The organism is Janthinobacterium lividum (assembly GCF_011601275.1).
Classification (GTDB): Bacteria; Pseudomonadota; Gammaproteobacteria; order Burkholderiales; family Burkholderiaceae_D; genus Janthinobacterium; species Janthinobacterium lividum_E.
This window is the reverse complement of sequence record NZ_JAAOLY010000007.1, coordinates 52877-65492: the sequence shown is the minus strand read 5'-3', so window position 1 is coordinate 65492 and position 12616 is coordinate 52877. Positions and strand designations below refer to the sequence as shown.

General features: G+C 64.0%; 13 protein-coding genes. 7 read left to right on the top strand and 6 right to left on the bottom strand.

Annotation, left to right across the window (positions count from 1 at the left end; translation table 11 throughout):
- Positions 1-10 precede the first annotated feature (10 nt).
- On the bottom strand, positions 11-1165 hold the full coding sequence (locus tag GYK42_RS12520) for an acyl-CoA dehydrogenase family protein (protein ID WP_166447762.1): 1155 nt from the start codon (positions 1163-1165) through the stop codon (positions 11-13).
- Between the two features lie 51 nt (positions 1166-1216).
- Positions 1217-2041: an IclR family transcriptional regulator gene (locus GYK42_RS12515; protein WP_166447761.1), complete on the bottom strand. Its 825-nt coding sequence runs from the start codon at positions 2039-2041 to the stop codon at positions 1217-1219.
- A gap of 269 nt (positions 2042-2310) precedes the next feature.
- On the opposite strand from GYK42_RS12515, the gene GYK42_RS29280 reads away from it, so the two are divergent.
- Genes GYK42_RS29280 through GYK42_RS12505 form a run of 3 tightly spaced genes read left to right on the top strand, consistent with a single transcriptional unit; the run spans position 2311 to position 4854 of the window.
- Positions 2311-3228 carry a TonB-dependent receptor plug domain-containing protein gene (locus tag GYK42_RS29280; RefSeq protein ID WP_240943574.1) on the top strand — a complete coding sequence of 306 codons (918 nt, stop codon included), beginning with the start codon at positions 2311-2313 and terminating at the stop codon, positions 3226-3228.
- A gap of 33 nt (positions 3229-3261) precedes the next feature.
- On the top strand, positions 3262-4290 hold the full coding sequence (locus tag GYK42_RS29275; protein WP_240943573.1) for a TonB-dependent receptor domain-containing protein: 1029 nt from the start codon (positions 3262-3264) through the stop codon (positions 4288-4290).
- A gap of 30 nt (positions 4291-4320) precedes the next feature.
- Positions 4321-4854: a molybdopterin-dependent oxidoreductase gene (locus GYK42_RS12505; protein ID WP_166447760.1), complete on the top strand. Its 534-nt coding sequence runs from the start codon at positions 4321-4323 to the stop codon at positions 4852-4854.
- 46 nt (positions 4855-4900) lie between these two features.
- Here GYK42_RS12505 and GYK42_RS12500 read toward each other — a convergent pair whose 3' ends face one another.
- From GYK42_RS12500 to GYK42_RS12490, 3 genes are read right to left on the bottom strand one after another with little or no spacing between them, the layout of a single operon-like run.
- Positions 4901-5830: an alpha/beta hydrolase gene (locus tag GYK42_RS12500; protein ID WP_346768087.1), complete on the bottom strand. Its 930-nt coding sequence runs from the start codon at positions 5828-5830 to the stop codon at positions 4901-4903.
- Positions 5827-6693 (bottom strand): alpha/beta fold hydrolase, encoded by an 867-nt coding sequence (locus GYK42_RS12495; RefSeq protein WP_166447758.1) that lies wholly within the window; start codon positions 6691-6693, stop codon positions 5827-5829. The genes GYK42_RS12500 and GYK42_RS12495 overlap by 4 nt, the downstream gene beginning before the upstream one ends.
- Before the next feature lie 13 nt (positions 6694-6706).
- Entirely contained in the window at positions 6707-7768 is a 1062-nt protein-coding gene (locus GYK42_RS12490; protein ID WP_166447757.1) for a sugar phosphate isomerase/epimerase family protein, read from the bottom strand.
- A 140-nt stretch (positions 7769-7908) separates the two neighbouring features.
- Between GYK42_RS12490 and GYK42_RS12485 the strand changes: the two genes are divergently transcribed.
- The gene (locus GYK42_RS12485; protein ID WP_166447756.1) at positions 7909-8544 is read left to right on the top strand and encodes a TetR/AcrR family transcriptional regulator; all 636 of its coding nucleotides are present in this window, start codon (positions 7909-7911) and stop codon (positions 8542-8544) included.
- Here GYK42_RS12485 and GYK42_RS12480 read toward each other — a convergent pair.
- The gene (locus GYK42_RS12480; RefSeq protein WP_035817718.1) at positions 8534-8905 is read right to left on the bottom strand and encodes a flagellar basal body protein; all 372 of its coding nucleotides are present in this window, start codon (positions 8903-8905) and stop codon (positions 8534-8536) included. The genes GYK42_RS12485 and GYK42_RS12480 overlap by 11 nt on opposite strands.
- A gap of 213 nt (positions 8906-9118) precedes the next feature.
- Between GYK42_RS12480 and GYK42_RS12475 the strand changes: the two genes are divergently transcribed.
- From GYK42_RS12475 to trhA, 3 genes are all read left to right on the top strand, one after another.
- Positions 9119-10261 (top strand): dienelactone hydrolase family protein, encoded by a 1143-nt coding sequence (locus GYK42_RS12475; protein WP_240943572.1) that lies wholly within the window; start codon positions 9119-9121, stop codon positions 10259-10261.
- Between the two features lie 111 nt (positions 10262-10372).
- Positions 10373-11854, top strand: a complete 1482-nt coding sequence (locus tag GYK42_RS12470) for an NYN domain-containing protein (RefSeq protein ID WP_166447755.1) — start codon at positions 10373-10375, stop codon at positions 11852-11854.
- A gap of 101 nt (positions 11855-11955) precedes the next feature.
- Positions 11956-12573: a PAQR family membrane homeostasis protein TrhA gene (gene trhA, locus GYK42_RS12465; RefSeq protein WP_152252413.1), complete on the top strand. Its 618-nt coding sequence runs from the start codon at positions 11956-11958 to the stop codon at positions 12571-12573.
- Positions 12574-12616 lie beyond the last annotated feature (43 nt).

Sequence of the window (12616 nt, the reverse complement as noted above, 5' to 3'; positions counted from 1 at the left end):
GCGGCCTCCTTCACTTTTGCGCTGCCTTGATCATGTTGCGGGCGATGACGATCTGCTGGATCTGCGTCGTACCCTCATAAATGCGGAACAGGCGCACGTCGCGGTAGAAGCGTTCGGCCGCGTATTCGCTGATGTATCCCGCGCCGCCGTGGATCTGCACGGAGCGGTCGGCCACGCGGCCGCACATTTCGGAAGCGAACAGCTTGCAGCACGATGCTTCCGTCGAAATATCTTCCTTGTTGTCGCGCCGGCGCGCCGCGTCGAGCACCATGCTGCGCGCCGCATAGATTTCCGCCTTGCTGTCGGCCAGCATGGCCTGGATCAGCTGGAATTCCGCGATGGGCTGGCCGAACTGCTGGCGCTCCATGGCGTAGGCGAGGGCGTCGGCCAGCATGCGTTCGGCCGCGCCCACGCAGACGGCGGCGATGTGCAGGCGTCCCTTGTCGAGCACCTTCATGGCTGTCTTGAAGCCCACGCCTTCCTTGCCGCCGATGACGTTGGCGGCCGGGACACGGCAATTTTCAAAGATGACGTCGCAGGTATGCGCGCCCTGCTGGCCCATCTTCCTGTCAATCTTGCCGAGTGAAAGGCCCGGCGTATCCTTTTCCACGATGAAGGCGGAAATGGCCGAGGCGCCGCGCTTGACGGGGTCCGTGCGCGCCATGACGGTAAAGATGCTTGCTTCGGGCGCGTTGGTGATATAGCGCTTGCTGCCGTTGAGGATATAGAAGTCGCCGTCGCGCACGGCCGTCGTGCGCAGCGAGGCCGCATCCGACCCCGATCCCGCTTCCGTCAGGGCGAAGGAGCCGATGATCTCTCCGGCCGCCAGCTTGGGCAGATAATATTGTTTTTGCGCTTCCGTGCCGTCGATCACGATGCCTTGCGAGCCGATGCCGTTGTTCGTGCCGATCAGCGAGCGGAAGGCGGGCGAGGTGCGGGCGATTTCAAAGGCGACCCGCACTTCCTCTTCCATGCTCAGTTCCAGGCCGCCGTAGGCTTCGGGAATGGACAGGCCGAACAGGCCCAGCTCGCGCATCTGCGCCACGATGGCGGGCGGGATCGTATCCGTTTCGGCCACCAGCGCCTCGTTCGGCACCAGCACTTCGCGCACGAAACGGGCGATGCTGTCGAGCAGGATGTTCAGGGTTTCTTCGTCGCGTATCATCGATTTCCTCGGCGCTTTGATTTGAGCTATCGTTGAGAGGGGGCGCGCAGTCTAACCGCGGCCCAGGTTTTTTTCCACTGTCTTGACGAGGGCCACCAGGCGCGGTCCCAGGTCCGTTTCGAGTTTTTCACGCGAAAGCAAAAAGGCGGGGCCGCCGCAATTGAAGGCCATCACCTGTTCGCCGTCGGCGCCCAGCATGGGCACGCCCACGGCATGCACGTCGTTCTGCCACTCGCCGGCCGAGATGCAAAAACCCCGGTCCTGGTAATCCTTGAAGCCTTGTTCGATGCCGGCCTTGATGCGCGGCCAGCGTTCCGTCTCGTGCACCCTGGCGTGGTCCATCAGGTAGTCGCGTTCGGCCTGCGGCAGGATGCACAGCAGGGCCTTGCCCATGGCCGTCGTCATCAGGGGAATGCGCGAGCCGACGTCGAGGCGCAAAGTGACGTTGGCGCTGCTGCGGCAGGTTTCCACGTAGACCATGCTGAGGCGGTCGCGCGTGCCCAGCGATACGGATGCCTGCGCATGTTCGGCCAGTTCCTCCATCAGCGGGCGCGCCATCTTGCGCACGTCGAGGTTCGACAGCATGCGGTAACCGAGGGCCAGCACGCCGGCGCCCAGCTGGTACTTGCCCAGGCTGTCCGAATAATTGAGGTAGCCGAGTTTGGTGAGGGTGTAGGTAAGGCGAGAGATGGTCGGCTTCGGGATGCCCGTGCGCTTGGCCATGTCCGCGTTCGACAGATAGACTTCGCCGGGTCGGAAGCAACGGAGCACTTCCAGCCCGCGCGCCAGCGCGTTGACGAACTGGCGGTCTTTGCCTTCCTCGTCGTCGCTGAAGACGATCAGTTCCGGATCTGCTGCGGTCTGAATATTTGTCATATTTGCATTCATTTTCAGGCTCCCTGGAAATCAGTTTGCCTAGCCAAATTGTGCGTGTCAACCGTTTTGTGAAACATTCGTTCGCACAGCGAAATGCTGCGGTGCATGAAAAATACCTGGAAAATTGACCTGCGCAGCGGTTTTCGGCCTTGCTGCTTGAGCATCGCTATATACGTCTGTATATTGCGCTGTTGCGTGATGGCCGTCGCAGAAGCGGCCGATTTTTTGCATGTCGCTATATAGAGCAATATATAACGGAAGAGAACAAGATGACGATGGTGAAACAGGTAATGGCGGGCGCCGTGATGCTGGCGCTGGCGCAGCAGGCCGCCGGCATGGAAGACGTCGATGCGGCGGCGCCGTTCGTGCTGGGCACGGTGACGGTGGTCGGCCAGCGCGAGCAGGCTGGCGCAATGGAACAGCAAGTGGGGACGCAAGTGAGCCGCGCCCAGATGCGCCGCTTCAACCGCGACAACGTGGGCGACGCCTTGAATCTGCTGTCCGGCGTGTCCCTGTCGACGAATGCGCGCAACGAAAAAACCGTCGCCATCCGCGGCTTCGATGCGCGCCAGGTGCCGCTGTATATCGACGGCATTCCCGTCTACGTGCCGTATGACGGCTATGTCGATTTCAACCGCTTCACGACTGGCGACCTGGCCGCCATCCAGGTGGCGAAAGGCTACAGTTCCGTGGCGTATGGCGCCAATACCCTGGGCGGCGCCATCAACCTGGTGTCGCGCAAGCCGACAGCTTTGACGGAAGGTGACGCGTCCGTGGGCTTCGGCTCGGGCAGCGAGCGCCAGGTGTCGGCCAACGTGGGCACGAACCAGGGCCTGTGGTATCTGCAGGCGGGCGTGTCCTACATCGACAGCGATGGTTTTCCCCTGTCGTCCGACTTCCGCCCCACGGCCACGGAAGACGGCGGCATGCGTAACAACTCATATCGCAAGGATCACAAGCTGTCGTTCAAGGTGGGTTACACGCCTGTGGTTGGTGATGAGTATGCCCTCAGCTACTACAAGCAGCATGGCGAAAAGGGCCAGCCGCCATCGACGAATCCCGTGGGCGCGCGCTACTGGCAATGGCCGTACTGGAACAAGGAAAGCGTGTATTTTGTTTCGCAGACGCGCCTGGGCGAGGCCGAGCGTTTGAAACTGCGCCTGTACCACGACAGCTACGACAATTAAATCGTCTCGTACACGAACGGCAGCTACACGGTCTTGAAGACCAGCGGCCAGGGCAGCGTCAGCGGCGGGCGCAGCATCTACAACGACCGCACCAACGGCGGCGCCGTGGAACTCGAATCGTTCCGCCTGGCCGCGCACAGCCTGCGTTTTGTGGCCAGCTACAAGGCCGACGAGCACCAGGAACGCGATGGCAATGGCGTGCGCACCAGCTGGTACAAGGATGCCCTGTGGACCCTGGGTGCGGAAGACAGCATCGCCCTGAGCGGAGCGACGCAGCTGTCGCTGGGCGTATCGCGCAATGCCCTGCGCCCGGACACGGTTGACAGCGCCGGCAACGCCTATACCTTGCCGGGCAATCAGTCGGCCACCGACCTGCAGGCTGGCCTGTTCCACAAGATGGCGCCAGAGTCGCGCGTGTACGCCACCGTGGCGCGCAAGTCGCGCCTGCCGACCCTGAAGGACCGCTACTCGCAGCGCCTGGGCACATATATTGAAAACCCGAACCTGCGCGCCGAGGAGGCGCTCAATTATGAGGTGGGATATCAAGGAAACGCGCAGGGCACCAGCCTGGAAGCGGCGCTGTTCTACAGCGACGTGAAGGACAAGATCCAGAGCGTGGCGAATGTCTCTGGCGTGCGCGCGCAGACGCGCAACGCGGGCAGGGCGCACATCAGCGGCGTGGAGCTGGGCTTGCGCGGACGCGCCGGCGCCTGGCTCGATTTCGGCGGCAACTACACGTACACGGACATGAAAAATGTCAGCGACCGCGCCATCCGTTTGACGGATGTGCCGCGCCACAAGCTGACGGCGCACGCCGTGCTGCATGCGGCGCGCCAGGTCGACGTGGTGGCCATCGCGGAAGCGAACAGCGGACGCTGGGTCTCGAACACGCTGGAACTTGGCGGCTTTGCGACGCTGAACCTGAAGGCCGTGTACCGGCCCTTGCCGGCCTTGACCCTGGAAGCGGGCGTGAGCAACCTGGCTGACCGCAACTACGCGCTGGCCGACGGTTTTCCCGGCGCGGGCCGCACGTGGCTGGCCAATGCGCAGTATCAGTTCTGATTTTTTGATCGTTCCATGAAAGGACACAGCATGTTGAAGAAAATATTCCTTGGTTTGGCTTCGGCCGGGCTGCTGGCGGCGCCCGCGTGGGCCGACCCGGCACCGGCGCGCGAGCATATGAGCCACGCGCTCACCGTGACGGGCAAGGTGGCAACGCCATTGACCCTGAAGGTGGCGGACTTGCGTCAGCTGCCGCCGGCCAATGGCGGCGAGCTTGCCGTCACGCGCCACAATGGCGACAAGGCCGAGACCATCACCAGTTATCGTGGCGTGCGCCTGCGCGACATCCTCGACAAGGCGGCGCTCGATGCGCCCGGCCACAACGACGTCAAGAAGCTCGCCATCATCGCCACGGCCACCGATGGTTATGCCGTGGTGTTTTCCTGGGGCGAGCTGTATAACTCGCCGGCTGGCGAAGGCGTGATCGTCTACTACGAAAAAAACGGCAAGGCGCTCGACGAGAACGATGGCGAGATCGGCCTGATCTCGGCCAAGGATATCCGCACGGGGCCGCGCCATTTGAAGTGGCTGAACGCCATCGAGGTGCGCAAGCTGGTGGAGTAAAAAAAACGAACCGCCGCCGTGGAGCCATCCCCGGCGGCGGTTCTTCTTACATGGCTAGTGCTTTCCTCATCGCCCGTCCCGCCACGTCGAACAATCCCCGCGCCGCTGGCGTCAAGCCCGCCATGTGCATGGACGCGTGGATCATGCCTTCCAGTTGCACGCAATCGGCGGCCACACCGCCGTCGCGCAGCCGCCGCGCATACGCCACGCCTTCGTCATGCAGCGGGTCGTATTCGCACACGAGCACCGTTGCCGGCGGCAAGTCCTTGAATGAAGCGGCCCGCAATGGCGCCGCGTACGGATGCGCGCCGTCGGCCGGTTCGTTCAGGTAGGCCGACCAGCAAAAGCGCATGGCTTCACGGGTCAATGAAAAGCCTTCCGCATGGCGCTGGTAGGACGGCGTGTCGAAGGCGAAATCGAGGGCCGGATACAGCAGCAGCTGGTGCGCCAGCGCGGGGCCGGCCTGGTCGCGCGCCATCAGGGCGGCGGCGGCCGCCAAGTTGCCGCCCGCGCTGTCGCCGCCCACGGCCAGCCGACGCGCGTCGATGCCCAGCGCCGCCGCATGCTCGGCGACCCAGCACAGCGCCCGGTAAAAGTCGTCGAGCGGCACGGGGAACTTGTGCTCGGGCGCCAGCCGGTAGTCCACGGAAAAGACCACGCAGCCGGTGGCGTTGGCCAGCGCGCGGCACGGATTGTCGTACAGGTCCAGCGAACATAGACACCATCCGCCTCCGTGCGCAAAGACGATGGCGGGCATGGGCTGGCCCGTCTGCGCGCCGGCCGGCACATGGGCGCGCACGGCCAGCGCATGCTCGCCGGGCAGCACGTAATCCTTGATGGCCGCGACGTCTTCCAGTGGCCCGTGCAGCTGGCGCAAGCCTGTTTCCGTGGCCGCGCGCAAGTGTGCCAGCGAGGCGGGCGGCGGCGCATCCTTTGTTTCCTCCAGCCAGGCGGCGATCAGCGGATCGAGGCTCACGCGTTGTTTCCTGACTTTTCTCCGGCCAGGAACGGCAGCAGATGGGCGATGAACGCTTCCGGCTGTTCTTCCATGATGAAGTGGCCGCATTCGGCGACGATGGCGCCTTGCAAATTGTCCGCCTTGCCCTGCATGGTCAGCAGGGGCGCGTCGTTGGTCGCGTGGTCGGCGCCGATGGCCAGCACAGGCATGGCCAGGCTGTTTTTCGCCCGCTCGAGGTTTTGCCGGATGGTTTCGGGGATGGCGCGGTAGTAGGCGAAACCGGCGCGCAGGGCGCCCGGCGTGGCGTACGCGTCCGCATACACGTCGACGGCCACCTTGTCGCGGCGGTACGACCAGCGGTCGAAGATGAAGCGGATGTATTCGCGCTCCTTGCCTGCCGTGAGCATTTCCGGCAAATCGAGCACCTGGTTGAACATGAAGTGCCACAGGAAGATATTGTCCGACGGCGCGACAAAAATCGGCGGCGCCGGCGCCAGGCCGGGAATGACGGCTTCCGTCAGCGCCAGTTTCGTCACTGCCTGCGGAAAATCGCTGGCCAGCGCATAGCCGACCCACATGCCGATGTCGTGGCCGACGACATCGTACTGCGCATGGCCCAGGGCCAGCATGGCGCGGTGCAGGGTAGTCGCCACGGCGCCCGTGTCGTAGCCGCCGGCCGGGCGGTCGGAGTGGCCGCTGCCGGGCGGGTCGATGGCGATGGCCTGGTAGCCGTTGGCCGCCAGTGCCGCCATCACGTGGCGCCACGCATACCAGGTTTGCGGCCAGCCGGGGATCAGCAGCACGGGTTTGCCTGCGCCGGCGATGACGCAATGCAGGCGCTGGCCATCGATGCGCACGTAATCATGTGTAAATTCGTTCATGGTGTTTCCCTGATTAGTTGTGCTGGATGCCCAGCAATTGATGGATCTGTTGCGCGCTGACGGGGGCGCCGGCGAAGTCGTCGAAGATTTTGTCCGTGACGGGAATGATGTGGGCATTGATGAAAGCCACGCCTTCGCGCGCACCCGTTTCCTGGTCCTTCAGGCAGCATTCCCATTCCAGGGTGGCCCAGCCCGCGTAGTCGTTTTGCGCCATCTTCGAGAAGATCGCCTTGAAATCGACCTGGCCGTCGCCCAGCGAACGGAAACGCCCGGTGCGGTTTTCCCACGACTGGTAGCCGCCGTAGATGCCTTGCCGCCCCGTCGGATTGAACTCCGCATCCTTCACATGGAACATGCGGATGTGGTCCTTGTAGATGTCGATGAATTCCAGGTAGTTCAACTGCTGCAGCACGAAGTGGCTGGGGTCGAACAGCATCTTGCAGCGCGGGTGGCGGCCCACGCGCTCATAAAACATCTCGAAGCTGATGCCGTCATGCAGGTCTTCGCTCGGGTGGATTTCGTAGCACAGGTTGACGCCCTGTTCCTCGCACACGTCAAGGATGGGCAGCCAGCGGCGCGCCAGTTCGTCGAAGGCCGTCTCGATCAGGCCGGGCGGGCGCTGCGGGAACGGGAACAGGTAGGGCCAGGCGAACGAGCCGGAAAACGTGCCCATGTCGGTGAGGCCCAGGCGTTTCGAGGCCATGGCCGCCAGCTTGACTTGCTCGATGGCCCACGCCGTGCGCGCTTCTGGCTGGCCGTGCAGGTGTGCCGGCGCGAAGCTGTCGCACAGCGCGTCGTAGGCCGGGTGCACGGCCACCAGCTGGCCGAGGATGTGCGTCGTCAGTTCGCTGATGACGAGGCCATGGCCCGCCAGCATGGCGACCAGGTCGTCGCAGTATTGCTGGCTGTGCGCGGCCTGCGCCACGTCGAACAGGCGCGCATCCCAGGCAGGAATCTGCAGGGCCTTGAAGCCCATGCCGGCCGCCCACTCGGCGATGGCGGGCAGGGTGTTGAAGGGCGCCGTGTCGGCGGCGAATTGGGCCAGGTGCAGGCTCGGTCCTTGGATGGTTTTCATATCGGCTCCTATTGTTTGTCGATCGACAAAGAATAGGCGAAATTTTCTGTTCGGTCAAGGCGGTCATGCAAAATAATTGGCGAACGCGCCGTCGACGCCAGGCGTTATACTGGCCGCCAGTTTGCAAGCAGAGGATGAAAATGGCAGGAAGACCGAGGGAATTTGACCGCGCGCTGGCGCTGGCAAAAGCGCGCGACGCATTCTGGACGCGCGGCTACGAGGGCGTATCGATGGCCGACCTGGTGGCGGCGCTGGGCATCGCCTCGGCGCGCATCTATGCGGCGTTCGGCTCGAAGGAGCAGCTGTTCCGCGAAGCCGTGGAATTGTATGAAACGGGCGAAGGCGCGTTTGCCGTGCATGCGCTGGCGGCCAGCCTGAATGTGCGCGACGCCGTGGCGCGCATGCTGGAAGAAGCCGTGCTGCTGTACACGCGCAGCGGCCAGCCGCAAGGCTGCATGGTGGTCACGGCCGCCACGAACACGAGCGCGGAAAACGCGGGCATCGCCGACTGGCTGGCGCAGCACCGCCGCGCACGCACGCAAGCCGTCATCGAGCGCCTGCGCGCGGCGCAGCTGGCGGGAGAATTAAAAGGGGAGGCGGACGTGCAGGCGCTGGGCGATTACTATGCGGCCTTGCTGCATGGCCTGTCGGTGCAGGCGCGCGACGGCATTCCGGCCGAACGGCTGCTGGCGCTGATCACGCCGGCGATGGCGCCTTTGGTGCTGGAAATGAAAAACCAGACTATCTTGCCGATAGTCGCTGCGGTCAGGTCTTGACGTCAATCAGGCTGCCCAGGGCCTGGTCGGCTGCCTTGACGACATTCGCCGACAGGTTGAAACCGGCCTTGTAGACGAGGTTATCCGTCAGTTCGGACGCCAGGCCCACGCCGTTCGGACGGCTTTCCGCCGCCTTGGCCGCATTCGCATTGGCCCCGCTGACGCTTTCGCTGGCGGCCAGCTTGCGCCCTTCGACGGAGAGGGTGACGCCCGTGCCGGCCGGGCTGCTTTCCTGGAACTGGGCTTGCTGCGGCTGGAAGCCCGGCGTATTCGCATTGGCGATATTGTTGGCGGCCACATCCAGCGCGCGCTGGTTGGCGGTCAGCCCCGAGGTACCGGTGGTGAGGGCGGATATGGACATGGCAACTCCTTCAGTAGGCGCCCAGTTTACTCCCGTCAGCGAAAAAAGTGTGGTGGTGCAAGGCAACATTTTTTCCGCAAGTGGTTGCCGCAAAAAATATGTGCGTCACGTAATTTTTTTATATTGTCCTGTGGCATTTCACTGTCTAGACTGGCAGGGAAGTCATCCACGGAGTCCGCCATTTTTCACCTGCTTCGCCCTATTTCCCTGGGTTTGCTGCTCAGTCTGCCTTGCCTGCCCCTGAAAGCCCAGCTTGCCCACTCGCCGCTGCCGCTCGATGCGCGCCTGAACGAGCAAGTCATCATGGTGCCGGCCGGCGACGGCTTGCGCGAGGCGCTGGAAACGACGGTGTTCCGCCCCGCCGGCCCCGGCCCGTTCCCCTTGTTGCTGATGAATCATGGCAAGCAGGCCGGCCCGGCCCGGCTGCAGCAGCGCGAGCGCTTTATCTATATGGCCACCGAATTCGTGCGCCGCGGCTATGCGGTGATGCTGCCCATGCGCGCCGGCTTTGCCCGTTCCACGGGCGCCTACCGCGATTTCGGCTGCGACATGCTGGGCAACGCCCAGGGCCAGGCGCGCGACATGCTGGCCGCGCTCGCGTATGCGCGCCGCCAGAGCTGGGTCGACCCGCAGCGCATCGTCGTCGCAGGGCAGTCGTATGGCGGCCTCGCGGCGCTGGCGCTGGCCACCCGGGTGGTGCCCGGCGTACGGGGCGTGCTCAATTTTTCCGGCGGCTTACGCGTCGACATGCCCGGCTGCGACTGGCAAGGGGCGCTGGCCAAGACCTTCGCCACCCTGGGCGCCTACAATCACATTCCCAGCCTGTGGCTGTATGGCGCCAACGATTCCTATTTCGGGCCGGCCCTGGCGCAGCGCCTGTTTCGCTCGTTTACGGGCTCCGGCGGCCAGGCGCAACTGGTCGCCTATGGCCCTTTCAAGCGCGACGCCCACCTGACCCTGGGCAGCCGCGATGGAGTGGCCGTGTGGCTGCCCGCCACCGAACGCTTCCTGCAAAAAATCGGCATGCCGGTGCGCCAGGTCTACCGCGTGGCCGATGCGCCGTCGCCGCCCGCCACGCATTTCGCGCCGCAGGACGATATCGCCGCCGTGCCTTACCTGGAAGAGCAGGGCCGCGCGGCCTATCGCGTCTTCCTGGAGAAAACCGCGCCGCGCGCCTTTGCCTTGTCGGCCAGCGGCGCCTGGGGCTGGGCCGAGGAGGGCGAAAGCCCCGATGTGCGCGCACTCGCTTCGTGCCAGCGCAGCAGCAGCCTGCCATGCCAGCTGTATTCGGTCGATGAAAGCGTTGTCTGGCCCGTCGCCGGCGCCAGCGCGAGCGCCGCCGGCGGCGCGCAATAGGCCCCCGCGCACGATAGTTGTCGCCGAAACGGGGGATGGGCGAATATACTAGGCGAAAAGGGAGGCGTTGCGCTTCCCGTCCGCCCTTATCATCAGCGAGAATTCACCCTTATGGCGTCATCCCCAGAAAACCTCAGCATGGCCGTGTTTTGCGACTTCGAGAACGTCGCGCTCGGCGTGCGAGATGCAAATTACGAAAAATTCGATATCAAGCCCATCCTCGAACGCTTGCTGCTCAAAGGCAGTATTGTTGTCAAGAAGGCATATTGCGACTGGGACCGTTATAAAAGTTTCAAGGGCACCATGCATGAGGCGAACTTCGAACTGATCGAAATTCCCCATGTGCGCCAGTCCGGCAAGAATTCGGCCGACATCCGCCTCGTGGTCGATGCGCTGGACCTGTGCTACACCAAGGCCCACGTCAACACCTTCGTCATCATCAGCGGCGATTCCGACTTTTCGCCCCTCGTGTCGAAACTGCGCGAAAACGCCAAGCAGGTGATCGGCGTGGGCGTCAAGCAGTCGACCTCCGACCTGCTGGTGGCCAACTGCGACGAATTCATTTTCTACGATGACCTCGTGCGCGAGAGCCGCCGCACGGCCGCCAAGCGCGACGCGCGCGAAACTCCGGCGGCCAAGCGTTCGCCCGACGAAGAAGTGCGCCGCAAGGAAAAATACGAGTCGCGCAAGACGGAAGCGATCGAGATGGCCGTTGCCACCTTCGACGCGCTGGTCTCGGAACGCGGCGACAGCGGCAAGATCTGGGCCTCGATGCTGAAAGAAGCGATCAAGCGCCGCAAGCCGGACTTCAGCGAGTCGTACTATGGTTTCCGCACCTTCGGCAATCTGCTGGAAGAAGCGCAGACGCGCGGCTTGCTGGAATTTGGCCGCGATGAAAAATCGGGCGCCTATGTGTATCGCAGCAGCGGCCTGGTGCCTGTCGCCGCGCCCGTGAACGGGGAAGTCGCCAGCGAAGCCATCGTCACCGGCGAGTCCGGCGTGGCGGCGGAAGAGGGCAATCAGCGCGAAGGCGGCAGCCGCCGCGATTCGCGCCGCAATGGCCGTGGCGGCCGCAAGCAGAACGAACAGCGCCGCGGCGAGTCCGCGCCACAGGCCTTCGTGCCTGTGGCCGACGCCGAAGCCGTCGTCGTCGAGCAGTATGCGCCGGCGCCGCAACCGGAAGTACAGCACGAGGTAGCCGAGGTTGTGGAAATAATGGCCGAAGAAGGCAACGCCAAGCGCGGTTCGCGCCGCAACGGCCGCGGCGGCCGCAAGAATGGCGATGGCGCCCGCGAAGCGCGCGCCGAAGTGGTCGAAGTCGAGGTGGCGCCGGTGGTGGAAGCCATGCCTGAGCCGGTAGTTGAAGCGATCGTGGAAGCCGTCGCCGAAGCCAAGCCGAAGGCCAAGCCGCGCACGCCGGCCCGCAAGGCGGCAGCGGCGAAGAAGCCGGCCAAGAAGGCGGTCGACGTCGTAGCCGAAGTGATTGAGGCTGCGCCGGTGGAAACCGCGCCTGTAGCGGAAGACAAGCCAGCCAAGGCGCCGCGCAAGACACCGGCGCGCCGTCCCGCGCGCAAGAAGGCGGAAGAGGCTTGATTGACGCCCCCAACGCAAGGGCTGGGGTCGGACGGGGACGCCGAGTCCCGACGGGTCTGACCCCGGATACCTGCTGTGTCTTGGCAAAGCGGTATTAAGCTATGTACCACGGCGAACGCTTCAACAGTATTTCCCATACGGTGGGCGCCGCGCTGGCGGCCATCGGCGGCGTCATCCTGATCGTCGTGGCGGCCCGCACGGGCGACGCCTGGAAAATCGTCAGCTGCAGCGTGTATGCGGCCATGCTGCTGACCTTGTACCTGACTTCCACCCTGTACCACAGCGTGCGCGGCAAGGCCAAGGCCGTGCTGCAGCGGCTCGACCACTGCGCCATTTACCTGCTCATTGCGGGAACTTACACGCCATTCATGCTGGTGACCCTGCGCGGGCCGTGGGGCTGGTCGCTGTTCGGCGTCGTCTGGGGCCTGGCCCTGTTTGGCATCGTGCAGGAATATGTGTACGCGAAAGGCGCGCGCATCCTGTCGCTGGTGATTTACGTGGCCATGGGCTGGCTGATCGTCATCGGCATCAAGCCGCTGCTGGCGGCGCTCGAGTGGAACGGTTTCCTGTGGCTGGTGGCGGGCGGCCTGTGCTACACGGGCGGCATCGCTTTCTATGCCACCGACCACAAGCTGCGCCATGGCCACGGCATCTGGCACCTGTTCGTGCTGGCCGGCAGTAGCTGCCATTTTGTCGCCATTTTGTTCTACGTTGCCTGACGTTGTTGCTTGCCCTCACTGTTGCCATGGTTCCATTATAATG